Genomic DNA, 23,836 nt, shown 5'->3' with positions numbered 1-23,836 from the left:
CCCCTCCCGGGGACCCCCGGGAGAGGTTCAGGAGGTGGTCGACGCCCTGCGCAGCGCGCTGATGCAGGAGCCGATCGCCTCCTGGAGGGCTTCGAGGCGCTGGAGCATGTCGTCCTCGAAGACCTCCTCCTCCAGGACCTCGTCCAGCGTCAGCTCCTCGAAGACCTTCGTCGCCTTCTGCAGGCTGCTGTAGAACTTCGTCCGCCGCTCCTGGACCCGCAGCGCGGGGTCCTCCTCGACGGCCTTGGCGACGAGCCCCTTGACCGTGTCGTACGCCTCGCCGGCCCACTCGCCGGTCTCCTCCGAGTCGTCCAGCTCGTCGAGGAGCGACAGGTGCCGCTCGGCCTCGGCCCGCAGCTCGGGCGGCGCCTCCACGGTCTGCCCGGCGGGCGTCCTGATCTGCCCCTTCTCCACGATCTGGCGCACGTACCCGATGCGGTCGGCCGCCTTGGACTCGCTCGCCACCGCCTTCTTCAGGTCGTCGGTGCGCACGAACGCGCGGGCCATCTCCGTCTGGAGGGCCGGGTCCTCCTTCATCCGGTCGAGCAGCGCGCCGCGCGCCGCCTCCGCCGTCCCGGGGTCGGCGAGGATCGCCGCCCGCAGCGCCGTCGGGTTCTCCGCGACCTCCAGGGCCTTCGTCGGCCGGATCCCCTCGGCCTCGGCCGCCGCGCTGATCGCCTGCCCGCGCACCGAGGCCGCGCCGTTGCGGGAGGAGTAGTACGAGATCCAGACGTCCGCGTCGGGCAGCTCGACGTCCTCGCCGGGGACGAGGACCTCGAACTGCGGGACCAGGCCGTCGTCGGCCGCCATGTCCCAGGCCCTGTAGTGGCGCATGACCCGCTCGGGCGAGCACCCCGCGAGCTCCGCGAAGGCCTTCGCGGAGACCTTCGCCCGGGCCGTCCCCTCGGCGGCCTGCCCGCCGGGCCGCACGCTCCGCGCCACCTTGAGCGCGAAGGCCCAGCCGCCGGTACGGGCGTAGACACCGAAGTCGCGCGCGTCGCGTACGACGACGGGATCGACCTCTCCGGGGTCCTGATCCTCCTCCTCCCGGTCCCCGGTGTGCTGTGCGTCGTGCTCGTCCCGGGGCTCCGGGGCCGGGGGCTCCCAGAACTCGGGCTCCTCCGCCATCACGGGCCCGGCGGCCCCTTCGGCGGACGCGGTTTCGGACGGGGTGAAGGCGATGGTCACCGGGGTTCTCCGAAGGTCGGGTACGACAACTGCGACCGACAGCCTATACAGGCCTCTTGGCGATGTTTCGTCCGTTTCGAGACCTGGTCGGTCCGTCGTCCGGTCCATGCCGTTGCTCCATGGCAACGGTGGTTTTCCACAGGGGTGGTACGCCTGCCGGGTGGCGCGTACGGTGCCAGGCATGAAGATCCTCATCAGCGCCGACATGGAGGGCGCGACGGGCGTGACCTGGCCCGCCGACGTGCTGCCCGGCACGCCCGAGTGGGAGCGGTGCCGCTCGATGTTCACGTCCGACGTGAACGCGGCGGTGCTCGGCTTCTTCGACGGCGGCGCCGACGAGGTCCTGATCAACGAGGCGCACTGGAGCATGCGGAACCTGCTCCTGGAGCGGCTCGACGAGCGGGCCGAGATGCTCACCGGCCGGCACAAGTCCCTCTCCATGGTCGAGGGCGTCCAGCACGGCGACGTCGACGGCGTCGCCTTCGTCGGCTACCACACGGGCGCGGGCGCCGAGGGGGTCCTCGCCCACACCTATCTCGCCAACTCCATCACCGGCGTCCGGCTCAACGGCGAGCGGGCGAGCGAGGGCCTGCTCAACGCCCGGGTGGTGGCGGAGTACGGCGTCCCCGTCGTCCTCGTCACCGGCGACGACCTGACCTGCGAGGACGCCCTCGGCTACGCCCCCGAGGCGCTGAAGGTCGCCGTCAAGGACCACGTCTCGCGGTACGCGGCGGTGTGCCGCCCCCCGGCCAGGACCGCCGCCGACATCCGCGCCGCGGCGGAGGCCGCCGCCGCCCTCGCCGTGCGGCACGAGCCGGTCCGGGGCGGGCCCTTCACCGTGGAGGTCGAGTTCGACGCCGAGCACCTGGGCGCCGCCGCCACGGTGGTTCCCGGCGTGGCGCGCAGCGGGGAGCGGCGCGTCGCCTACACGAGCGGGACCATGTACGAGGCAATCCGTACGTTCAAGGCGGTCACGACCATCGTCTCCGCCGCGGTGGAGGAGCAGTATGGCTGAGGAGGTCCGGGAACCGGACGCGACGGCGCTCGACGAGGTGGTCACCTTCACCTCCGAGCTCATCCGCATCGACACCACCAACCGGGGCGGCGGCGACTGCCGCGAGCGCCCCGCCGCCGAGTACGTCGCCGAGCGGCTCGCCGCCACCGGGATCGAGCCCACCCTCCTGGAGCGCACGACCGGCCGCACCAACGTCGTGGCGCGCATCCCCGGCACCGACCCCGCGGCCCCCGCGCTCCTCGTCCACGGCCACCTCGACGTGGTGCCCGCCGACCCCGCCGAGTGGACCGTCCACCCTTTCTCCGGAGAGGTCCGGGACGGGCTCGTGTGGGGGCGCGGCGCCGTCGACATGAAGAACATGGACGCGATGGTCCTGGCCGTCGTCCGCTCCTGGGCCCGGCAGGGCGTCCGGCCGCGCCGGGACGTCGTCCTCGCCTACACCGCCGACGAGGAGGACAGCGCCGCCGACGGCTCCGGCTTCCTAGCCGACCGCCACGCGGCGCTCTTCGAGGGCTGTACGGAGGGCATCAGCGAGTCCGGGGCGTTCAGCTTCCACCCGGAGCCCGGCACCACCCTCTACCCGATCGCGGCGGGGGAGCGGGGCACCGCCTGGCTCAGGCTCACCGCCCACGGCCGCGCCGGCCACGGCTCCAAGGTGAACACGGCCAACGCCGTCACCCGCCTCGCCGCCGCCGTCGCCCGGATCGGCGCCCACACCTGGCCGGTCCGGCTCACCACCACCGTCCGCGCCGCCCTCACCGAACTGGCCGCGCTGTACGGGATCGAGGTCGACACCCACGCCCCCGACTTCGACACGGACCTCCTCCTCGACAAGCTCGGCCCCGCCGCCGCCCTCGTCGCGCCGACCGTCCGCAACAGCGCCAACCCGACCATGCTGGAGGCCGGTTACAAGGTCAACGTCATCCCGGGCACCGCCGTCGCGTACGTGGACGGGCGGACGCTGCCGGGCGGCGAGGAGGAGTTCGCCGAGACGATGGACCGGCTCACCGGACCCGACGTGGAGTGGGAGTTCCACCACCGCGAGGTGCCCCTGGAGGCCCCCGTCGACTCCCCGACCTTCGCCGGACTGCGGGCCGCCGTCGAGCGCTTCGACCCGGACGGGCACGTCGTGCCGTTCACCATGTCCGGCGGCACCGACGCCAAGCAGTTCTCCCGGCTCGGCATCACCGGCTACGGCTTCTCGCCGTTGAAGCTGCCCCCGGGCCTCGACTACGCGGCGCTCTTCCACGGCGTCGACGAGCGCGTCCCCGTGGACGCCCTCCACTTCGGGGTACGGGTGCTCGACCACTATCTGAAGACCGCCTAGGGCACGTAGGAACACGGAGGGGGAACGAACCTGTGACAGGGGGAGCGGAGATCATGCGCACGGCCGCCCACGGCAGCTGGCCCTCGCCCGTCGACGCGGCGCTCGCCGCCGCGCACGACGGACGGCCCGAGTATCCCGGCGCCGTCGGCGACGAGCTGTGGTGGATTGCGCCCCGGCCCGCCGAGGACGGCCGCAGGACCCTCGTGCGGCGGCGCGCCGACGGCACGGAGGAGACCGTGCTGCCCGCCCCGTGGAACGTCCGCAGCCGGGTCGTCGAGTACGGCGGACGGCCCTGGGCGGCGGCCGACCGCCCCGGGGACGGACCGGTCGTGGTGTTCTGCCACTTCCCCGACCAGCGGCTGTACGCGTACGAGCCCGACGCCGGGCCCGGCGCGGAGCCCCGGCCGCTCACCCCCGTCTCCGCCGTCGGCGGCGGTCTGCGCTGGGTCGACCCGGTGGTCCACCCGGACCGGGGCGAGGTGTGGTGCGTCCTGGAGGAGTTCACCGGGCCCGCGCCGACCGACGTGCGCCGGGTGCCCGCCGCCGTGCCGCTCGACGGCTCGGCCGCCGGGGACCGCACGGCGGTGCGCGAACTCACCGGCGAGCGGCACCGGTTCGTGACCGGGCCCCGGCTCTCCCCGGACGGGACCCGGGCGGCCTGGATCGGCTGGGACCACCCCCGGATGCCGTGGGACGGCACCGAGGTCCTGCTCGCCGAGGTCGCCCCCGACGGCACCCTCCGGGACGCCAGGACCGTCGCCGGCGGACCGGCCGAGTCGATCCCGCAGGTCGACTGGGACGCGGCGGGCCGGCTGCTCCTCGTCAGCGACCGCACCGGCTGGTGGAACCTCTACCGGGCCGCGGTCGGCGACGACGGCGCCCTGTCCGAACCGGTCCCGCTCCGCCCCTGCCCCGAGGAGTTCGGCGGCCCGCTCTGGAAGATCGGGCTCACCTGGTTCGCGCCCCTGGAGAACGGACTCGTCGCCGTCGTCCACGGCGTCGGCACCACCTCCCTCGGCATCCTCGACCCCGAGCGCGGCGACCTCGTCGACGCCGTCGGCCCCTGGACCGAGTGGGCCCCCTCCCTCGCCGTCCACGGCACCCGGGTGGTCGGCGTCGCCGCCGGACCGCGCAGCTCCTACGAGGTCGTCGAGCTCGACACCCGCACCGGCCGCGCCCGGGTGGTCGGCGCCGCGCACACCGACGCCGTCGACCCCGCGTACTACCCCGAGCCCCGCGTCCGCACCTTCACCGGGCCCGGCGGCCGGGAGATCCACGCCCAGGTGTACCCGCCCCGCCATCCCGGCATCACCGGCCCCGAGGGGGAACGGCCCCCCTACGTGATCCGGGCCCACGGCGGGCCCACCGGGCACGCCCCGCTCGTCCTCGACCTGGAGATCGCCTACTTCACCTCGCGGGGCATCGGCGTCGCCGAGGTCGACTACGGCGGCTCGACCGGCTACGGCCGGGAGTACCGGGAGCGGCTGCGCGAACGGTGGGGCGTCGTCGACGTCGAGGACTGCGCGGCCGTCGCGACGGCGCTCGCCGCCGAGGGCACGGCCGACCCGGCGCGGCTCGCCGTGTGCGGCGGCAGCGCCGGCGGCCGGACGGCCGCCGCCTCCCTCACCGACACGGACGTGTACGCCTGCGGCACGATCGCCTACCCCGTCCTCGACCTGCGGAGCTGGGCCACCGGCGAGACCCACGACCTGGAGTCCCAGTACCTCCACGGACTGGTCGGCCCCCTCGACCGGGTCCCGGGCCGGTACGAGGAGCGCTCGCCCGTCGAGCACGTCGACCGGATCACGGCCCCCTTCCTGCTGCTCCAGGGCCTGGACGACGTCATCTGCCCGCCCGCGCAGGCCGAGCGCTTCCTCTCCCGCACGGCCGGCCGGGGCGTCCCGCACGCCTACCTCGCCTTCGAGGGGGAGGGCCACGGCTTCCGCGGGGCCGCCACCCTGGTCCGCGCCCTGGAGGCCGAACTGTCCCTGTACGCGGAGGTGTTCGGCTTCGACCGTACGGACGTCCCGGCCCTGGAGTACCGCACGTGACCGGCCGCGCGGCGCGGGAGCCGCTCGCCGCCGCTCCTCTGGAGCGGCCCGCCCGGCTCCGGCCCGGGGCGCGGGTCGCGGTCGTCGCCCCCAGCGGACCCGTGTCCGGGGAGCGGCTGCGGGCGGGGCTCGACGTGCTGCGCGGCTGGGACCTGGAGCCGGTGGTCGCCCCGCACGTCCTGGACGTCCACCCCGCCCTCGGCCACCTCGCGGGCGCGGACCGGGCGCGGGCCCGGGACCTGACCGGGGCGTGGTGCGACCCCTCGGTCTCCGCCGTGATCTGCGCGCGCGGCGGGTACGGGGCCCAGCGCATGGTGGACCTCGTCGACTGGGCGGCCGTCCGGGCGGCCGGGCCCAAGGTCTTCGTCGGCTACAGCGACGTCACCGCCCTGCACGAGGCCTTCGCCGTCCGCGCGGGCTTCGCCACCCTGCACGGGCCGATGACCGCGGCGGGCACCTTCCTGTCGGACCCGCGCACGCGGGAGTCGCTGCGGGCCACCCTGTTCGAGCCCGAGTCGGTGCGGACCCTGGGCCTGGAGACGGCGCGGGCGCTGGTGCCGGGCCGCGCCCGGGGCGTGACCCTCGGCGGCTGTGTCAGCCTCCTCGCCGCCGACCTCGGCACCCCGCACGCCCGGCCCTCGGCGCGCGGCGGGCTGCTCGTCCTGGAGGACGTGGGGGAGGAGCCGTACCGCCTCGACCGGATCCTCACCCAACTCCTGCGGTCCGGCTGGCTCGACGGGGTCGCGGGCATCGCGCTCGGCTCCTGGGCGGAGTGCGGCCCGTACGAGGAGGTGCGGGCGGTGCTCGCCGACCGGCTCGGCGGCCTCGGGGTGCCGGTCGTGGAGGAGCTGGGCTTCGGGCACGGTCCGACCGCGCTCACCGTGCCGCTCGGTGTGCCGGCGGTGCTCGACGCGGACGCGGGGACGCTCACCCTCGACGTACCGGCCCTGCGTCGAGGACCACGGCCGCGGACGCCGGCCCCGGGGGTCAGTCCGTGAAGGCGGGGAGTACGAGCTGGTACGTCCAGTAGTCCATGAGCCCCGCGACGGCGGCGGAGACCAGCGACACGACGACCATCAGCACCCCGGTACCCGTCGGAGGGCAGACGACGGCGTACGCGGGATTTCGCGGACCGTAGGCGATCCGGACGGTCCTCCCCTTGTCGTGCCCGAGGATGTGGCGGGTCACGCCGTCGGTGGCGGTGAACGCGTGGACGGTGTCGCCGTCGTCCTCCCGGAACACCTGCCGCCCCTCCACGGTGATCCTTGACTGCCGGCCTTGACGCCCGCCGCCGACGACCGCCCCGGTCCCGCTTCCCGGGCCGGGCGACCGGGCGGCGGGCCCGCCGGGTTCCGGCGGATCGGTCTACGAGACGACCCCGCCATCTTCGTGGCTTCCGCCAGTACGGCCCCCCGGACGGCCGGGGAGAGACTTCCCGTCAGGGGCCGCGGTCTGCCAGAAGGCCGACGCCACGACGAGGGGAACGGCACGATGAGCGGTCAGTTGTACGACGGGATAGGCGAGGCGTTCGAGGGGTTCAAGGGCCTCCCCCTCGCGCGCTACGGGGAGGTGCCCGCGTTCCTCGCCCTCGTCGGGGACGTGAAGGGCCGGTCGGTCCTCGACCTGGCCTCCGGAACCGGCTTCTACAGCCGGGAGTTCATGCGCCGCGGCGCCTCCGACGTCCTCGGCGTCGACATCTCCGGCGCGATGGTCGACGCGGCCCGCGCCCTGGAGGACGCCGCACCGCTGGGCGCCCGCTACGAGGTGGGTGACGTCGCGGAACTGCGCGCCTTCGACGAGCCCTTCGACATCGCGGTCGCGGTCCAGCTCTTCAACTACGCCGACAGCGTCGCCACCATCGAGCGCATGTGCCGGAACATCCACCGCAGCGTCGTGGAGGGGGCCGAGTTCTTCGTCTTCACCCAGAACCCGGACTTCCGCTTCGGCGGGCCGTCCCTGGCCAAGTACGGCTTCCTGTGCGAATCGCTCGGCGAGGAGACCGAGATCGGGCCGCGCGAGAGGCTCACCGCACTCCTCGACCCGCCGATCTCGTTCGAGGCGAACCCGCCCGGCCGCGAGGTCCTGGAGAAGAGCCTGCGGGCGGCCGGGTTCGACGGGATCACCTGGGTGCCCCTGGAGATCTCCGAGGCCGGAGTGCGCGAGTACAGCGAGGAGTTCTGGGCCGACCACGACGCCAACCCGCCGCTGACGATGCTGCGCTGCCGCGCCTGACCCCGACCGCTCCGGCGCCGCCCCCCCCCGACCCGTGGGGGCGACGCCGGAATGCGAGGAAGATCACGGCCCCGGACGTACATCCCCCGGGCCCTCTCGCGCGTCTTGCGTGCGCCGGGTCCGTGCGGACCCGGAAGGCATCGATCCAAGGGCAGAAGACTTTGAAGACTCCCACACTCGGGGTGCGCAGCGCCGTGACCGTCGCGTTCACGGCCTCGGCCGTCCTGGCCGGCGGCCTCTTCGCCGGTCAGGCGCACGCCGCGCCGGCCGCCCCCGCGATCACCGCCCTGGGCGGCTTCGTCATGAACAACGGGACGGGCGCGGCGCTGTACGGGAAGACCGCGGACACCCGCCGGTCGACCGGCTCCACCACGAAGATCATGACCGCGAAGGTGGTGCTCGCCCAGAAGGGCCTCAACCTCGACGCCAAGGTCACGATCGACAAGGCCTACAGCGACTACATCGTCTCCAAGAACGCCTCCTCGGCCCGGCTCATCGTCGGCGACAAGGTGACCGTCCGTCAGCTCCTCTACGGCCTCATGCTGCCGTCGGGCTGCGACGCCGCCTACGCCCTCGCCGACAAGTTCGGCACCGGCACCACCCGCGCGGCCCGGGTCAAGTCGTTCATCGGCAAGATGAACACCGAGGCCAAGAACCTCGGCCTGAAGAACACCCACTTCGACTCGTTCGACGGCATAAGCAACGGGCAGAACTACTCGACCCCGCGCGACCTGACCAAGCTCGCGAGCAGCGCGATGAAGAACTCCGCGTTCCGCACCGTCGTCGCGACGAAGACCACGAAGCAGAAGGTGACCACGAGGACCGGTGGCTACCGGTACATGACGTGGACCAACACCAACAAGCTCCTGAGCACGTACAGCGGCGCGATCGGCGTGAAGACCGGTTCGGGCCCGCAGGCCAAGTACTGCCTCGTCTTCGCGGCCACCCGCAACGGCAAGACGGTCATCGGCACGGTCCTCGCCTCCTCGTCCGAGACGACCCGCGCGGCCGACGTCAAGAAGCTGCTGGACTACGGCTTCGCGAAGTGACCCGGTCCGCGAAGTAGTTCCGGGAAGACCGGAGGGGGGGGGGGGGGGGGGCGGGGGCCCCCCCCCCCCCCCCCCCCCCCCCGCCCCTCCGGGCACGTCTCAGAGCGCCGCGTACCCCGGGCGCACGATCTCGTCGATCAGCCGCCGCCGCTCCGGCAGCGGCAGGAACGCGGCCTCCAGGGCGGCGACCGTGAACTCCTCGAAGACCTCCGGGCCGTAGCCGAAGGCGTCCGCCATGTGCTGGAACTCCTCGCTCATGGTGGTGCCGGAGACCAGGCGGTTGTCCGTGTTGAGCGTGATCCGGAAGCCCAGGCGGCGCAGCTCGTCGATCGGGTGCGTGGCGTAGTCCTTCGCCGCGCCCGTCTGAAGGTTGGAGGTCGGGCAGACCTCCAGGGCGATCCGGTTGTCCCGGACGTACGAGGCGAGCCGGCCCAGCGTGCCGTCCTCGGCTATGTCGTCCGTGATCCGCACGCCGTGGCCGATCCGCTCGGTGCCGCAGACCTGCACGGCCTCGTGGATCGACTCCGCGCCGACGGCCTCGCCCGCGTGGATGGTGAAGTGGCAGTTCTCCCGCTTCAGGTGCTGGAAGGCGGGGAGGTGGCGGGCCGGCGGGTTGCCGATCTCGCCGCCCGCGATGTCGAAGCCCGCCACGCCGTTGTCCCGGTGCGCGACCGTGAGCCGCGCGATCTCCAGGGAGCGGTCCGTGTGGCGCATGCCGGTGAGCAGGGTACGGACGGTGATGCGGCCGCCGGAACGGCGCTCGCCCTCGCGGAAGCCGTCGTTGACCGCCTCGACGACCTCGTCGAGGGTGAGGCCGCCCTCCAGGTGCTGCTCGGGCGCGTAGCGGACCTCGGCGTAGACCACGCCGTCCGCCGCCAGGTCCTCGGCGCACTCGGCCGCGATGCGCACCAGCGCCCCGCGGGTCTGCATCACCGCGCAGGTGTGGGCGAAGGTCTCCAGGTACCGCTCCAGCGAGCCGGAGTCGGCGGCGTCCCGGAACCAGACCGCGAGCTCGGCCGGGTCCTCGGTCGGCAGCGCGGTGTATCCGCACTCCCGCGCCAGCTCGACGATGGTCGCGGGACGCAGCCCGCCGTCGAGGTGGTCGTGGAGGACGGCCTTGGGGGCCCGCCGGATCCAGTCGGAGACGGAGGGGGCGACGGAGGCGGCGACGGACGCGGTGAGGTTGTCAGACAAGTGCATGGCGGGGAAGTGTACGCCACGGAGAGCGGGGCGTGCTGTGACGCCGCCGACAGGGCTCGCGGCGGAGCCCGGCCGGGGCCGGCGGGCCGCTCAGTGGGACTGGAGCACCGGCAGCGCGGGCGCGCCCGTCGGCAGCATGTGCTTGGCGGCCAGGACCGGGACCTCGCCGACCCGTACGACCTGGGTGACCAGGACGGCGGGGGTGTCGGCGGGACGCCCCAGCTGCTCCCCGCGCCGCCGCCCGAGCAGCGTCGCCGTGATGCCGCTGTGCGCGCTCAGGGCCGTCTCGCGGGAGGCCCCGAGCAGGACCGAGAGCATGGAGGCGGCGGGGCGTCCGTCGCCGTCCGCCTCCCGCAGGGCCCGTGCGAAGTCGGGGTGCACCCGGTCGAGGAGGTCGTCGGCCGCCGCCCACTCGTGGCTCAGGGCCGCCGTCGCACCCTCCCCGAACAGCACGGACTCCCAGAACCGCAGCTCGGCGCGGGCCGGGGCGAGCAGGTGCTGGGTGGTGAAGTCGGTGGGCTCCTCGACCGTCCGCAGCAGCGCCCGCACGCGGAGCGGGGTGCCCCCGCCGATCAGCTCCTCCAGCGGCTGGACCTGCTCGAAGCCGCGCCGGGGCGGGCGGTCGTTCACGGTCCGGCCGACCCCGCGCCGCACGGTGAGGACGCCGTCCTCCTGGAGCAGCAGCAGCGCCTCGCGCAGGGCGGGCCGGCTCACGCCCAGCTCGGCGGCGAGCTTCGGCTCGGAGGGGAGCGTGGAGCCCGGGGGATACGTGCCGTCGTGGACGGCGTCCGCGATCCGCTCGTAGAGCGCCACGACCGGCCGCCGCCGCTGTCCGCTCACCGCCACGGCCCCTCCTCTTCCCGTTCTCGGCACCACCGTAACCGGATTACGTTGTCTGACAAGTCACCCGTACGGCTCTTCCCACCGTCACGGCGGGGCGCCCGTCCCCTCATTCTGGTCCCACGGCGGCGCCCGGCACGGCGGTACGACGAGGAGAGGCCCTGAATCGATGAGTCCCGAGGATCCCCAGGGCAGGGAGCCGGCGACGGGCGCGGGAGCGTCCCGCTCCGGCGGGGCCTCCGTGCCCGCCCGGAGGCGGAAGTGAGGCGGGCCGCCGTCGTCGGCGCGGGCGCGCTCCTCGCGCTCGCGGCCGTCGCCGCGACCTCGGCGGAGGAGACCTCCCGGGCCGGGACCGGGACCGGGGACGACACGGAGAAACGGACGGTGCCGGACTTCCTGGGCCTGGGCCTGTGGCGGGTCTTCACCCGTCTCGACCGCCGGACCCGGCTCGACGTCCACGACGTGAGCGGACGGGACCGGCGGGTGCTCCGGCCCTCGCGCCGGCAGGTCTGCACCCAGTACCCGGCGGCGGGCGCGGGCCTCGACCGGCGGACCACCGTCATGATCGGAGTCGTCCGCAGGGGCGAGACCTGCCCGCTCCGCGTCCGCACGGCCCGGCGCTGACGGGTGCCGGACCCGGACCCGGACTCGGGCCGGGTCCGCACCCGGGCCCCTCGGCCCCGCACCCGTCCTCCGGAGACGCCGACCCGTACCTCCGATCACGGCCCCGGAGGCCGCGACTTCCGCCCGGCCCGGGATTCAGCGCTTGTAGTTGATCTTCATCGTGTCGAGGTCCGTCACGGTCGAGCGCAGCCCCTTGTACCCGTGGCCCAGCTCCCCGAGGGCCGTCTCCACCCGCTCCTCCGCGAGCGCGCCCGCCATCTCCTCGCCGTCCTCGGCGGCCGAGACGACGACCAGGCGGTACGAGAAGTGCTTCAGCGTCCGGTCGTAGGCCAGCGAGCCCTCCTCCGTGAACTGCATCGCCGTCAGGCCGTGGTCGTCCGCCTCGGCGAGCAGCCGGGACCGGCTCTCCTCCGACAGACCGTCGAACGTGCCGCGCACGATGACCCGGTAGGTGTGCTGCGTGCCCATTCCTCGTACTCCCTGTGCCACTGGTGCCACCGCTCCCGGCACGCCACGGCGGCGCGCCGACCCGTCACCGTACGACGCCGGGCACCCGCGCCGCCCGGAATATCCGCCCGGCCCCTGGCCGTCCTCCGGCCCCGGGTCCCGGAGCGGCGGTCAGGGCACCCGGCACAGGATCTCGCCGTGAGGGACCATGAACCAGGCGTCCTCCCGGCCGCCCCACTCCCGCCAGGCCTCGCCGATCGCCGCCAGCTCGCCGGCGGTCGCGTGGCCGCCGGAGACGGCCAGGGCGGCGTAGCCGGAGGCGGTCGTGCGGTCCGCCCACAGGCCGCTCCACCAGGCCCGTTCCTCCGGGGTGGCGAAGCACCAGGTGCCGGCGGTCGCCGTGACGTCCGTGAAGCCGGCCCGCCGGGCCCAGGAGTACAGGCGCCGGCCCGCGTCCGGTTCGCCGCCGTTGGCGCGCGCGACCCGGTGGTACAGCTCCAGCCACCCGTCCAGGACGGGCACTTCGGGGAACCAGGCGAAGGCTCCGTAGTCGCTGTCCCGGGCCGCGACGATCCCGCCGGGGCGGCACACCCGCCGCATCTCGCGCAGCGCCCGGACCGGGTCCCCGACGTGCTGGAGCACCTGGTGGGCGTGGACGACGTCGAAGGAGTCGTCGGGGAAGTCCAGGGCGTGCACGTCGGCCACGGCGAACCGGACGTTGTCCAGGCCGCGTTCGTCCGCGACGGCGCGGGCCCCGGTCAGTACGTCCTCGGCGGCGTCGACCCCGGTCACGCGGCCCGGTGCGACCAGCGCGGCCAGGTCGGCGGTGATGGTGCCGGGCCCGCACCCCACGTCCAGGACGTCCAGTCCCGCCCGCAGTTCGGGCAGCAGGTAGGCCGCGGAGTTGGCGGCGGTCCGCCAGCTGTGCGAGCGCAGGACCGACTCGTGGTGGCCGTGGGTGTAGACGGCGGTCTCGTGGGCCGTGGACGGGGCGGAGGCGTGCGTCATGGACCGACTCCCTCGGTGTGGGTGCGTGCCCTCACCGTATGCCGCCATGTCGAACTGTGAGACCCGTGTCTTACTATATGGACATCCTCTTACCTCAACAGATCTCTTCGGTAACGGAGTTCCTCCAGGACCCGGCCGCCCGTCTCCTCCCGTACGGCCTTGCCGTCCGCCCGCCAGCCCGCCGCCTCGTAGAACCGTCGGGCCCGCCCGTTCCCCGCGAACACCCACAGCGCCGCCGAACGGAAACCGGCCTCGACGAGCGCCCCGGTGGTCACGGACAGGAGCGCCCGGCCGATCCCCGTGCCCCAGACCTCCGGCAGGGCGTACAGCGCCGCCAGCTCGGCCGTGGGCGCGGGGTCGAACCCCTCGCCCGGCCAGGGACGGAAGCAGGCGAAGGCGACCGGCCGCCCGCCCCCGACGCGCCTCTTCCCGTCCCCGGCAGCCTCCTCCCCGCCCCCGACGCCCCCCTCCCCGTCCCCGGCAGCCCCCTCCCCGCCCCCGACGTCCCCCTCCCCGTCCGTCGCCAGCAGCACGGTGGGCCGGTCCGGGGCCGTCAGGCGGGCGTGCCAGGTGGCGGCGCGCTCCTCCACGTCCAGGCCCTCCAGGTACGGGCCGGGGAGCAGTTCGCGGTAGGCGGCCCGCCAGGACAGCACGTGTACGGCGGCGAGGGCGGCCGCGTCCCCGGGAAGCGCTTCACGTATCGGCATGCCGTGCATTCTGCGCCGGGCACCCTTCCGCCGGCCTCGCATTTTCCGGCTCCGACCGGAGGGCGACCTCACGTCTGCCAGGCCCCGCGAAGCCTCTGTGACAGGCCTGTGAACGGGCCGTCCGAACGCGCCCCGCGCCCCTAGGATCGGCGCGCCGCCCGTTCGGCCGTTCCCCCCTTCCGTCCGCCGAGGAGACCCGTGCCGTACTCGCCCGCGCCCGCCCGACGCTCCCTGCTGAAGCTGCTCGCCGCGAGCCCGGCGGTGTCCGCCCTCGGCGGCCTCGCCGCCGCGGCCCCCGCACGGGCGGCGACCGCGGGTCCCACCGCGCCCGGGATCGTCAAGCCGCTCCCCGCCGAGCACTTCACCGTCCGGGGCACCAACGCCGAGGCACGGTTCGACGCCTTCGCGGACACCGGACACCTCACCCCCGCCGACCGCTTCTTCGTCCGCAACCACACCTCCACCCCCGTCCTCGACGCCCGCGACTGGCGCCTGACGCTCTGGGGCGACGGCCTCCACGGCGGCCGCCCCGTCCACTTCACCTACGGGCAGCTGCGCGACCTGCCGTCCGTCACCCGGACGGCCCTCGTCGAATGCGCCGGCAACGGCCGCAGCTTCTACGCGAGCCAGCAGGGCGAGGCCGTCACCGGCACCGCCTGGACCCTGGGCGCCGTCGGAGCCGCCCGCTGGCGCGGCGTCCGCCTCGCCGACGTGCTCCGGCGCGCCGGGATCGCCCGCGACGCCGTCGCCGTCCAGCCGCGCGGCCTCGACGACCCGTACGTCTCCGGCGGCATCGACTACGGCCGGGTGCGCCGCCCGCTGCCGCTCGCCAAGGCCCTGGACGACGTGATCCTCGCGTACGAGATGAACGGCGAGCCCCTCCCGTACGACCACGGACACCCCGTCCGGCTCGTCGTGCCCTCCTGGATAGGCATCGCCTCCATCAAGTGGCTCGGCGACATCGAGGTCTCCACCCGCCCGCTGACCTCGCCCTGGTCCACCGACTGGTACCGGCTCTTCGGCGACGCCCACCCCGGGGGCGGCAGCGCCCCGCTCGGCCGTCAGGTCCTCAAGTCCGGCTACCAGCTCCCCTCCGGAGCCGTCCTGGAGGCCGGCCGCGTCCACCGGCTCACCGGCCGCGCCTGGTCCGCCCTCGCCCCCGTGCGGAAGGTGGAGGTCTCCACCGACGGCGGCGCCCGCTGGCGTCCGGCCCAGCTCCACGACGCGCCCCGGCGCGACGGCTGGGTCCGCTGGAGCGCCCCCTGGCGCCCGCACCGCGCCGGACAGGTCACCCTGCTCTCCCGCACCACCGACGCCGCCGGCAACGTCCAGCCCGAACGGGCCGTCCACAACACCCAGGGCTACCTCTTCGACGCGGCCGTGCGCCACCCCGTCACCGTCGTCTGAGCCGCCCGGGGAGACGTCCGCACCGTCCTCCGGGCCGACCCCAGAAGCGGCGGAACCGCCCGAGACTCCGTATAAAGGGCACGAGGGTGCCGTGCCCGGCGCCCCCGTGCGCTCAGGAGGTACGGGTCATGCCGCAGAAGGCTCCGGAAGGGCGCGGCCCGGTGCGCTACGGTCCCCCCGCCCCCGACACCGGCCTGCCCGTCCCGCCCGTGCTCGCCGGCCTCCTCTCCGCCGCCGCCGGACGCACCGGCCCCGAGCCGCCCGGCGGCGGCCCCGTCCTGCGCGAGGCCGCCGCCGGACACTGGTGGCGCCGGGGCCTGCGCACCCACCCCGAGGACGTGGTCGCCGCCCCCGGCGCCCCCGCCCTCCTCCTGGCCCTGATGGCCGCCCACGGCGGCGACCTCCTGCTGCCCCGGCCCTGCCCCGCCTGGTGGGCCCCGCAGGCCCGGCTCCTCGGCCGCCCCGCGTACCACGTGCCCACCCCCGCCGAGTGCGGCGGCGTCCCCGACCCGTACGCCCTCCTGGAGACCGTCCGGCGGATCCGCGCCGAGGGCGGCCACCCCCGCGTCCTGCTGCTCTCCGTCGCCGACGACCCCACCGGCACCGTCGCCCCGCCCGAACTCGTCCGCGAGGCCTGCGAGGCCGCCGTCGCCGAGGGCCTCCACGTCGTCAGCGACGAGACCTGGCGCGACACCCGCCACGACCCGCACGACACCGTGCTCGTCAGCCCCGCCGAGATGTGCCCGGACGACGTCACCGTCCTCAGCGACCTCGGCGGCGCCCTCACCCCCGCCGCCTGGCCCTGCGCCGTCGCCCGCTTCCCGCCCACCGACCCCTCCCGCGCCGACCGCTGGACCGACCCCCGTGCCCGCGTCCTCGACGTCCTCACCGCCCTCGGCTCCGTCGTCCCCGGCCCCCTGGCCCCCGCCGTCGCCCACGCCCTCGACGAACCCGAGGACGTCACCGCGCCGGCCCGCCGCGCCGCCGCCGTCCACGGGCGTCTCGCCCGGGCCGCGCACCACGCGGTCCTCGCCGCCGGGGCGCTCTCCCTGCCCCCGCAGGCCGGCCGCCACCTCTACGCCGACCTCGGACCGCTGCGGGCCGGCCTCGCCGCCCGGGGCGTCACCGACTCCCTGGAACTGGAGACCCTCCTCACCGGACGGCTCGGCGCCCCGGCGGCCGGCGGCCACCGCTTCGGCGACGAACTCGGCGCCCTGCGGGTCCGCTTCGGCACGCGCATGTTCCTGGGAACCACGGGGGAGGAGCGGACCGAGGCCCTCGGGGCCGAAGACCCTCCGGAGCTTCCCCGGGTGGCCCGGGCCCTCGCGGACTTCGGCGCCGCGCTGGAGGAACTCCGGTGACCCCGGCCGCGCGCCGACGCCCCACGAGCCCGCCATGAAGCGCCGAGCGGAACGGAGCCCGCAGATGACCGAACGGACGGCAGCCGCCCCGTACGAAACCGAACGCGCCACGGCCCCCGCGCCCGCCCTCCAGCCCGTCGGCCGGCTGCGGCACGACTGGCCCCGCACCTTCGCCGACCGGCTCACCGTGCCCCTGCCCGGCGTCCTGGCCATGGCCCGCCTCGCCCGCGAAGGGGCCGTGCGCCCCCGGCCCGAGGGCCTCCGCGACACCCCCCTGCTCCCCTTCGAACCCGGCCCGCTGCCGCCCGCGGGACCCGACACCCTCGCCGTCACCTGGGCCGGGCACGCCAGCTGGGTGGTGCGCGTCGGCGGCCTCACCGTCCTCACCGACCCGGTCTGGTCCCGCCGCATCCTCGGCACCCCCGCCCGGCTCACCCCCGTCGGGGTCCGCTGGGAGGACCTGCCGCCCGTCGACGCCGTCGTCATCAGCCACAACCACTTCGACCACCTCGACGCCCCCACCCTGAAGCGGTTGCCCCGCGACACCCCCGTCTTCGTCCCGGCCGGCCTCGGCCGCTGGTTCACCCGCCGCCGGTTCAGCCGGGTCACCGAACTCGACTGGTGGGAGGCGGCCGAACTCGACGGCGTGCGCTTCGACTTCGTCCCCGCCCACCACTGGTCCAAGCGCACCCTCCTGGACACCTGCCGCTCCCTGTGGGGCGGCTGGGTGCTCACCGACCGCTCCGGACACCGCGTGTACTTCGCCGGGGACACCGGATACGGCCACTGGTTCGCCGAGATCGGCCGCCGCCACCCCGGCATCGACCTGGCACTGCTCCCGATCGGCGCCTACGAACCGCGCTGGTGGCTCCGCGACGTCCACACCGACCCCGAGGAGGCCGTCCGGGCCCACCGCGACCTGGGGGCCAAGCGGATGGCGCCCATGCACTGGGCCACCTTCGTCCTCTCCTCCGAGCCCGTCCTCGAACCGCTCACCCGGGTCAGAGCCGCCTGGCAGCGGGCCGGACTCGCCCGCGAGGACCTGTGGGACCTGCCGATCGGCGGCTCACGGGTGCTCGTGCCGTGACCCGCCCGGCCCTTCGGGAACCCCCGTGCCGGAGCCCGGGCCCGCGCCGCCCGCCGCCGGGGACCCGGGCCGCGCCCCCCGCACCCGCCGCCACAGCGCCGGGGCCGCGCTGACCAGCACCGTCAGGACCACTGCCGCCACGACCCCCTGCCACGGCTCCGGGAAGAGCGAACCGCCCAGGATCCCGATCAGCTGGTACGTCGCCGCCCACGCCAGACAGGCCGCCACGTCCCCCCGGACGAAGCGGCGCAGCGGCATCTCCGCGAGCAGGCACGCCAGCATCACCGGGATCCGGCCCGCCGGCACGAGCCGGGACAGGACGAGCACCGACACCTGGTGAGTGTCGAGCCGCTCCCGCGCGTGCGCGAGCCGCTCCGGCGTGACCCGGTTCTCCAGGGCGGCCAGCCACCGCGAGCCCTTGTCGGAGTGCACTCCGCGCCGCCCCAGCCAGTACAGCGCCGCGTCCCCGAGGCACGCGGCGGACGCCGCCACCAGGAAGACGAGGAGCAGCGACAGCGGCGAGGTCCGGTGGAACGCCACCACCGCCGCCGAGCTGACGATCGCGCCCGTCGGCACCACCGGCAGCAGCGCGCCGAGCGCCACGAGCAGGAACAGCGAGGGATAGCCGACCGCCTGCTGCGTGGACTCCGACGGCAGCTCGCGCACCACCGCGACGAACCGGGCGATCCCGTCGATCACCGGGCGATCTCCGGCCGCACCCGCTCGCCGTGCCCGAGCAGGTGCACCGCCACCTTCGGCGCCAGACGCGCCGCGTGCCGGACGAACTCGTCCCCGGGGGAGTGGAACTCGTGCGGCCGGACCCCGTCGAGCCCGATCGGCCAGTACGTGCCGTAGTGCACCGGCACCGCCGCCGCCGGGGACAGCTCCGCGAGCGCCTCGGCGGCGCGGCCCGCGTCCAGGTGACCGGGCCCCAGGTACGGCCCCCAGCCGCCGACCGGCAACAGCGCCACGTCCACCGGGCCCACCGCCTCCGCCATGCCGTCGAAGAGACCGGTGTCCCCGGCGAAGTACGTCCGCGCCTCGCCCTCGACGACGTAGCCGAGCGCCGGCGCCCGGTGCGGCCCCACGGGCAGCCGCCGCCCGTCGTGGAGCGCGGGGACGGCCCGTACCGTCACGCCCTCCACCGTCACCGCGTCGCCCGCCTCCACCTCGGTGAGCCGCAGCCCGGAGCGCGCGAGCCGGCGCAGGCCCGGCACGGCGGCGGGGGCCCCGCGCGGCACCAGGAGCCGCGTCCCGGGCGCGAGCCGCGCGAGGGACGGCAGGTGGAGGTGGTCGGAGTGCAGGTGCGAGACGAGGACGGCCTCGGCGGCGGCGGCCCCGGGCGGCGGCGGGGCGCCGCGCCGGCGCCGCAGATGGGCGAGCCGCCGCGCGAACAGCGGATCGGTGAGGAAGCGGACCCCGGAGTCCTCGACCGTGCAGGTCGCGTGACCCCACCAGGTGACCTCCACCGGCATGCCGCCTTCCGTCCGTTCCGCGCCTTCGGACTCTCCGTACCCCCGTACCGAGGGTAGATGTCCGGAGCGGACACCGGAGGATGTTCGACCGCGGCTTCCCGCAGTAGGGTCCCTCCATGGACGACGTTCGGGTGGCGGCGATCGCCAGCCTCACCCCGCTCGAAGAGCTCGACAGCGAACCCTTCCTCGTCGACACGCGCGGCCAGCACGCGGTGTGCGCGCGCTGGGCCGAGGACAAGGGGTATGTGATCGCCCGCCAGCTGCTGTTCTACGGCATCCGGCCCGACCACGAGGCGCTGTGGGCGGACGTGGAGGCCGGCGCGGTCGACCTCTTCGTCGCGGCCAGCGAACGGGTCCTCGCCCGCGCGCTGACCTCGGTGCCCGGCTTCCGCGCCGAGTGCGAGCGGCGCGGGGTGCGCCTGGAGACGGTCCGCTGCGACGAACCGGTGTACGACACGGCGGCCAAGGCCGGGGTGCACCGGCGGCTCTCGATGCCCACCGCCGGGTACGACGGCTCCTGATCCCGGCTCGTCCTGATCCGGGCGTCTCCTGATCCAGACCTCCGCCGCCTCCTGGTTCCGGCGCCCGCCGCCGGGTACGACGGCTCCCGAGGGGCGTCGCTCCTCCTCCCTCCTCCTCCGGTCCCGCCAAGGGCGTTGTGACACGCTTGGGGCGGGAAACGGCCGAAAGGCGAGGCGGACGAAAGGCGAGGCGTGCGTGGGTGACGGGCGAGGGGGCGGCGCCGACCACCGGCGGTCCGGGACGGGACAGCCGTCCGGGACGGGACAGCCGTCCATGAAGGGCCGGCGGCCCCTGCGGGACTGGCGGTCCCTGAGGGGCTGGCGTGCCGCCGGGGGCGCGCTGGGGCGCGTGATCGGGGTCTGGGCGGTGTCCACACTCACCCTGCTCCTCCTCGCGGGACTGCTCCCCGACTTCCAGCTCCAGTCCCCCGACGGGGACAGCCTCACCCGCACCGCGATCACCGCCGCCTGGGCGACGGGCGCCTTCGGTCTGCTCGGCGCGCTCGTGTGGCCGCTCCTCGTCCGGGCCCTGCTGCTCGTCCCGGCCCTCGTCCTCGGTCTGCTCGGCTTCTTCCTCAACGGCTCGCTGCTGCTCGTCGCGCTCCGGCTGACCCCCGAGGGGGACGCCGCCGCCGACCCCGAGACCGCCGTCGTGGTCGCGGCCGTCCTGTCCGCCGTCGCCTCCGGCACCTCCACGGCCCTCGCCGTCCGCGACGACGACGCCTACCGGCGCCGCCTCTACCGGCTCACCGGCCGCACCCGGCCCCGCGGCCCCGGCGACTCGGCGGAGGCCACCCCCGGCACGGTCTTCCTCCAGCTCGACGGCGTCGGCCACCGCGTGCTGCGCGACGCCGTCGCCGGCGGGCTCATGCCGACCGTCGCGGCCCTGCTGGAGGCCGGCCACCGGCTCACCCCCTGGCGCACCGACTGGTCAAGCCAGACCGGCGCCAGCCAGCTCGGCATCCTGCACGGCTCCAACGAGGACGTGCCCGCCTTCCGCTGGTACGAGAAGGACACCGGCCGGGTCATGGTGTCGAACCGCCCCGCGAGCGCCGTCGAGCTCCAGCGGCGGGCGGTGCGCCGCGCCGGCGACGCCGGGCTCCTCGCCTTCGACGGGGCCTCCCGGGGGAACCTCTTCAGCGGCGGCGCCGAGCAGGTCGCCCTCGTCCTGTCGGTGGCCGCCCGGCGCGGCCGGCGCAACCGCTCCCGGGCCGGCTACTTCGCGTACTTCTCCGACCCGGCCAACGCGGTCCGCACCGCCGGGTCGTTCGTCACCGAGTGCGTCCGCGAGACGTGCCAGTCGGCGCGGGCGTGGCTGCGCCGCGAGACGCCGAGGATCTCGCGCGGCGGCACGTACCCCCTCGTCCGCGCCTTCGCGACGGTCGTGGAGCGGGACGTGGTGGTCGCGGCCGTGATGGGGGACATGCTGGCGGGCCGGACCGCCGTCTACGCCGACCTCGTGGCGTACGACGAGGTGGCCCACCACTCCGGCCCGCACGGCCGGGACGCCCGCCAGGTCCTGCGCAGCCTCGACCGCGCGGTCGCGCTGATCGCGGACGTCGCCGAGCACGCCCCGCGCCCGTACCGGATCGTGCTCCTCTCCGACCACGGGCAGAGCCCCGGCGACACCTTCGAGTCGGTGTACGGCCTGACGCTCAAGGACCTGGTCAGGGCCGGGTGCGGGCTGCCCGTGCCGCGCCGGGTGCGGCGCACCCGCAGCGGTTCGGAGGCGCGGGACGCGGCCAGGGACGCGCTGCGCAGCGCGCTGCACCGGCCGGTCGACGAGAGCGACGAGACGGCGCGGGAGCTGCCCGCCAAGCCCTCCGAACCGGTGGTCCTCGCCTCCGGCAACCTCGGTCTCGTCTCCTTCCCCGACGTGCCGCACCGGATGACCCGGGAGGAGATGGACCGGCGCCACCCGGCCCTGCTCCGCACCCTCGCCCACCATCCGGGCGTCGGCTTCCTCCTCGTGGCGAGCGCCGAGCACGGCTCGGTGGTCCTGGCCGGCGACGGGACCGAGGTCCCGGTCGCCGACCTGACCGACGACGGGCCGCTGGCCGTGTTCGGACCGGGCGCGGCGCGGGCCGTGCGGCGCACGGACGGCTTCCCGCACGTCGCGGACATCATGGTCAACTCCATGTACGACCCCGCGACCGGCGCCGTGCACGCCTTCGAGGAGCAGATCGGCTCGCACGGCGGCCTCGGCGGCGAGCAGTCGGAAGCCTTCCTGCTGTCGCCCCCGGACCTCTCGCCGCCGGTCGGGGAGGGGGAGGAGCTGGTCGGAGCCGAGCAGGTGCACCGGGTGCTGCGCCGCTGGCTGCGGGAGGCCTCGGGGCCACAGGTTCCGGTGGAGATTTCGCCGTTCCCGGACCGATCGGAACCACATCTTCCGGTTGGTGACCCGGTCGTACAGGACGAAAAGCGCTGATTTGGACACGTGTTCGTCGTTACCGGACCATGTCCGGGATCTGTACGACGGAAGGCGCACCACCCCCATGAGCACGGCCCCCACCACTCCGCAGCGGCCACCCCGGACCGGCCCCGGTACCGGTCCCGCCCCCGCCTCCGGGGCGAGCCCCGTCCCCGCCCCCGGCACCGCTTCCGCCCCCGGAACCGGCGCCGCGCCCGCGGACAAGCACACCCGGCGTTTCGGCCTCCCGGTCGCGACCGCCCTGGTCATGGGCAACATCATCGGCGGCGGGATCTTCCTGCTCCCCGCCTCCGTCGCTCCCTACGGCACCATCAGCCTGGTCGCCTTCGGCGTCCTCACCCTCGGCGCGATCACCCTCGCCCTCGTCTTCGGCCGCCTCGCCCACCGCCTCCCCAGGACCGGCGGACCCTACGTGTACGCCCGCGAGGCCTTCGGCGACTTCGCCGGATTCCTGACGGCCTGGTCGTACTGGATCACCACCTGGGTCTCCAACGCCGCCCTCGCCGTCGCCGCCGTCGGCTACCTCGACGTCCTGGTCCCCCTCCACGGCTCGAAGCCCGCCACCATCGCCGCCGCGCTCCTCCTCCAGTGGCTCCCGGCCCTCGCCAACCTCGCCGGCACCCGCTACGTGGGCGCCGTCCAACTCGTGGCGACCGTGCTCAAGTTCCTGCCGCTGCTCCTCGTCGCCGTCGGCGGCCTCCTCTCCTTCGACAGCGCCAACCTCGGCCCCTTCCGGGCGAGCGGGGACGGCGCCCTCGGAGCCGTCTCCGCCTCCGCCGCGATCCTGCTCTTCAGCTACCTCGGCGTCGAGTCGGCCGCCGTCAGCGCGGGCGAGGTCCGCGACCCGCGCCGCAACGTCGGCCGCGCCACGGTCCTCGGCACCCTCGCCGCCGCCGCGCTCTACCTCCTCACCACCCTGTCCGTCTTCGGCACCGTCCCGCACGAGCGGCTGGTCGCCTCCACCGCCCCCTTCACGGACTCCGTCAACCTCGTGTTCGGCGGCTCCTGGGGCGGCAGCGCCGTCGCCTGCATGGCCCTCGTCTCCATGGTCGGCGCCCTCAACGGCTGGACGCTGCTCAGCGCCCAGACCCCGTACGCCGCGGCCCGCGACGGACTCTTCCCGAAGGTCTTCGCCCGGAAGCGGCGCGGCGTCCCGACCGCCGGAGTCCTCGTGACCGCCGTCCTCGCCTCGCTCCTGACCGTCTACAACTACACGGCCGGCACCGGCGGCGTCTTCGAGACCCTCGTCCTCGTCACCACCTTCACCGCCACCGTGCCCTACCTGCTCTCCACCGCCGCGCAGCTCTACTTCCTGCTCTCCGGGCGGTCCGACCGGGTCAACCGGCCCCGTCTGGTCCGCGACGCCGTCCTCACCCTCGCCGCCTTCGGCTTCTCCCTCTGGCTGGTCGCCGGCTCCGGCCACGCCGCCGTCTACCAGGGCGTCCTCTTCCTCTTCGCCGGCGTCCTCGTGTACGCCTGGAGGGCGGCCCGCGAACACCGCGCGGCGGCCGCCGACGACCCGTCCGGGACGTGACCGCCGGGCGGTGAATCCCGGAGCCCGACGCCGCTGCCCGATCCGGCGTGATCGACGAGGCACCCCCTGGGGCCTGTCCGGTGGATCATGGCCGGGGCCGCGGCATCCGGCACGGCACCTCGCCGCGTTGCCGAAACGTCCCGACAGCTCCGCTATCGAGCCGCTCCGGCGCCTTGCGATGCTTCCCCCAGGCCCTTGCGGGCCTGGGGAGACCCCATGCACCAGACGCCGCGTCCTACCCGACCCTGACCCACCGGACAGGCCCTAGGGCGTGTGTCGAAAGTCCCGCCTGCCCGGCGGCGCCCGGCACGCACGCTCGCCGCGTCGTCGGG

The 23,836-nt window shown here is 75.1% G+C and carries 22 protein-coding genes; 13 read left to right on the top strand and 9 right to left on the bottom strand.

Features of this window, described 5'->3' with window-relative positions; translation table 11 throughout:
- Positions 1-27 precede the first annotated feature (27 nt).
- Positions 28-1,188, bottom strand: coding sequence for a hypothetical protein (locus tag ACFY7E_RS21520; protein ID WP_389487117.1), 1,161 nt, complete (start codon positions 1,186-1,188; stop codon positions 28-30).
- Positions 1,189-1,369: 181 nt separating this feature from the next.
- Between ACFY7E_RS21520 and ACFY7E_RS21515 the strand changes: the two genes are divergently transcribed.
- The 4 genes from ACFY7E_RS21515 to ACFY7E_RS21500 are packed head-to-tail and all read left to right on the top strand — an operon-like array spanning position 1,370 to position 6,579.
- Positions 1,370-2,203, top strand: a complete 834-nt coding sequence (locus ACFY7E_RS21515; protein ID WP_389487115.1) for a M55 family metallopeptidase — start codon at positions 1,370-1,372, stop codon at positions 2,201-2,203.
- On the top strand, positions 2,196-3,530 hold the full coding sequence (locus tag ACFY7E_RS21510; RefSeq protein ID WP_389487113.1) for a M20/M25/M40 family metallo-hydrolase: 1,335 nt from the start codon (positions 2,196-2,198) through the stop codon (positions 3,528-3,530). Before ACFY7E_RS21515 ends, ACFY7E_RS21510 begins: the two co-directional genes overlap by 8 nt.
- Before the next feature lie 53 nt (positions 3,531-3,583).
- A complete protein-coding gene (locus ACFY7E_RS21505) occupies positions 3,584-5,581 on the top strand; it encodes an LpqB family beta-propeller domain-containing protein (RefSeq protein ID WP_389487111.1) in 1,998 nt (665 codons plus the stop codon).
- On the top strand, positions 5,578-6,579 hold the full coding sequence (locus ACFY7E_RS21500) for an LD-carboxypeptidase (RefSeq protein ID WP_389487109.1): 1,002 nt from the start codon (positions 5,578-5,580) through the stop codon (positions 6,577-6,579). Before ACFY7E_RS21505 ends, ACFY7E_RS21500 begins: the two co-directional genes overlap by 4 nt.
- Here the strand turns inward: ACFY7E_RS21500 and ACFY7E_RS21495 are convergent.
- The gene (locus tag ACFY7E_RS21495) at positions 6,569-6,838 is read right to left on the bottom strand and encodes a hypothetical protein (protein WP_389487107.1); all 270 of its coding nucleotides are present in this window, start codon (positions 6,836-6,838) and stop codon (positions 6,569-6,571) included. The two genes, ACFY7E_RS21500 and ACFY7E_RS21495, sit on opposite strands and share 11 nt — an antisense overlap.
- A 234-nt stretch (positions 6,839-7,072) precedes the next feature.
- Here ACFY7E_RS21495 and ACFY7E_RS21490 point away from each other — a divergent pair, with 234 nt between their 5' ends.
- Together ACFY7E_RS21490 and ACFY7E_RS21485 are read left to right on the top strand one after the other, a co-directional pair.
- A complete protein-coding gene (locus tag ACFY7E_RS21490) occupies positions 7,073-7,813 on the top strand; it encodes a class I SAM-dependent methyltransferase (protein ID WP_389487105.1) in 741 nt (246 codons plus the stop codon).
- A 182-nt stretch (positions 7,814-7,995) separates the two neighbouring features.
- Positions 7,996-8,862, top strand: coding sequence for a D-alanyl-D-alanine carboxypeptidase family protein (locus tag ACFY7E_RS21485; protein ID WP_389487330.1), 867 nt, complete (start codon positions 7,996-7,998; stop codon positions 8,860-8,862).
- Positions 8,863-8,961: 99 nt separating this feature from the next.
- On the opposite strand, the gene ACFY7E_RS21480 is transcribed toward ACFY7E_RS21485, so the two are convergent.
- Together ACFY7E_RS21480 and ACFY7E_RS21475 are read right to left on the bottom strand one after the other, a co-directional pair.
- Positions 8,962-10,062: an adenosine deaminase gene (locus ACFY7E_RS21480; protein WP_389487103.1), complete on the bottom strand. Its 1,101-nt coding sequence runs from the start codon at positions 10,060-10,062 to the stop codon at positions 8,962-8,964.
- A gap of 90 nt (positions 10,063-10,152) precedes the next feature.
- Entirely contained in the window at positions 10,153-10,908 is a 756-nt protein-coding gene (locus tag ACFY7E_RS21475; protein WP_383440935.1) for a GntR family transcriptional regulator, read from the bottom strand.
- A gap of 255 nt (positions 10,909-11,163) precedes the next feature.
- Here ACFY7E_RS21475 and ACFY7E_RS21470 point away from each other — a divergent pair, with 255 nt between their 5' ends.
- Positions 11,164-11,526, top strand: a complete 363-nt coding sequence (locus ACFY7E_RS21470) for a hypothetical protein (RefSeq protein ID WP_389487101.1) — start codon at positions 11,164-11,166, stop codon at positions 11,524-11,526.
- A gap of 135 nt (positions 11,527-11,661) precedes the next feature.
- On the opposite strand, the gene ACFY7E_RS21465 is transcribed toward ACFY7E_RS21470, so the two are convergent.
- From ACFY7E_RS21465 to ACFY7E_RS21455, 3 genes are all read right to left on the bottom strand, one after another.
- A complete protein-coding gene (locus ACFY7E_RS21465; RefSeq protein ID WP_389487099.1) occupies positions 11,662-11,994 on the bottom strand; it encodes a DUF6204 family protein in 333 nt (110 codons plus the stop codon).
- 150 nt (positions 11,995-12,144) lie between these two features.
- The gene (locus ACFY7E_RS21460; protein ID WP_389487097.1) at positions 12,145-12,981 is read right to left on the bottom strand and encodes a methyltransferase domain-containing protein; all 837 of its coding nucleotides are present in this window, start codon (positions 12,979-12,981) and stop codon (positions 12,145-12,147) included.
- 89 nt (positions 12,982-13,070) lie between these two features.
- Positions 13,071-13,688 carry a GNAT family N-acetyltransferase gene (locus ACFY7E_RS21455; protein ID WP_389487095.1) on the bottom strand — a complete coding sequence of 206 codons (618 nt, stop codon included), beginning with the start codon at positions 13,686-13,688 and terminating at the stop codon, positions 13,071-13,073.
- Between the two features lie 198 nt (positions 13,689-13,886).
- On the opposite strand from ACFY7E_RS21455, the gene ACFY7E_RS21450 reads away from it, so the two are divergent.
- From ACFY7E_RS21450 to ACFY7E_RS21440, 3 genes are all read left to right on the top strand, one after another.
- The gene (locus ACFY7E_RS21450) at positions 13,887-15,095 is read left to right on the top strand and encodes a sulfite oxidase (RefSeq protein WP_389487093.1); all 1,209 of its coding nucleotides are present in this window, start codon (positions 13,887-13,889) and stop codon (positions 15,093-15,095) included.
- A 128-nt stretch (positions 15,096-15,223) separates the two neighbouring features.
- A complete protein-coding gene (locus ACFY7E_RS21445) occupies positions 15,224-16,456 on the top strand; it encodes an aminotransferase class I/II-fold pyridoxal phosphate-dependent enzyme (protein ID WP_389487091.1) in 1,233 nt (410 codons plus the stop codon).
- 64 nt (positions 16,457-16,520) lie between these two features.
- Positions 16,521-17,543, top strand: a complete 1,023-nt coding sequence (locus tag ACFY7E_RS21440) for an MBL fold metallo-hydrolase (RefSeq protein ID WP_389487089.1) — start codon at positions 16,521-16,523, stop codon at positions 17,541-17,543.
- Here ACFY7E_RS21440 and ACFY7E_RS21435 read toward each other — a convergent pair.
- Together ACFY7E_RS21435 and ACFY7E_RS21430 are read right to left on the bottom strand one after the other, a co-directional pair.
- A complete protein-coding gene (locus tag ACFY7E_RS21435) occupies positions 17,523-18,242 on the bottom strand; it encodes a DedA family protein (RefSeq protein WP_389487087.1) in 720 nt (239 codons plus the stop codon). The genes ACFY7E_RS21440 and ACFY7E_RS21435 overlap by 21 nt on opposite strands.
- On the bottom strand, positions 18,239-19,018 hold the full coding sequence (locus tag ACFY7E_RS21430) for an MBL fold metallo-hydrolase (protein WP_389487085.1): 780 nt from the start codon (positions 19,016-19,018) through the stop codon (positions 18,239-18,241). Before ACFY7E_RS21430 ends, ACFY7E_RS21435 begins: the two co-directional genes overlap by 4 nt.
- 116 nt (positions 19,019-19,134) lie before the next feature.
- On the opposite strand from ACFY7E_RS21430, the gene ACFY7E_RS21425 reads away from it, so the two are divergent.
- The 3 genes from ACFY7E_RS21425 (at position 19,135) to ACFY7E_RS21415 (ending at position 23,504) form a co-directional block, all read left to right on the top strand.
- Complete coding sequence (locus ACFY7E_RS21425) at positions 19,135-19,539, top strand: recombinase family protein (RefSeq protein ID WP_383440915.1); 405 nt, start codon at positions 19,135-19,137, stop codon at positions 19,537-19,539.
- A 274-nt stretch (positions 19,540-19,813) separates the two neighbouring features.
- Positions 19,814-21,967, top strand: coding sequence for an alkaline phosphatase family protein (locus ACFY7E_RS21420; protein WP_389487328.1), 2,154 nt, complete (start codon positions 19,814-19,816; stop codon positions 21,965-21,967).
- A gap of 67 nt (positions 21,968-22,034) precedes the next feature.
- The gene (locus tag ACFY7E_RS21415; protein WP_389487083.1) at positions 22,035-23,504 is read left to right on the top strand and encodes an amino acid permease; all 1,470 of its coding nucleotides are present in this window, start codon (positions 22,035-22,037) and stop codon (positions 23,502-23,504) included.
- Positions 23,505-23,836 lie beyond the last annotated feature (332 nt).

The organism is Streptomyces sp. NPDC012825 (genome assembly GCF_042900925.1).
Classification (GTDB): Bacteria; Actinomycetota; Actinomycetes; order Streptomycetales; family Streptomycetaceae; genus Streptomyces.
The sequence above is the reverse complement of the archived record's forward strand: the minus strand, read 5'-3'. Positions and strand labels throughout refer to the sequence as shown.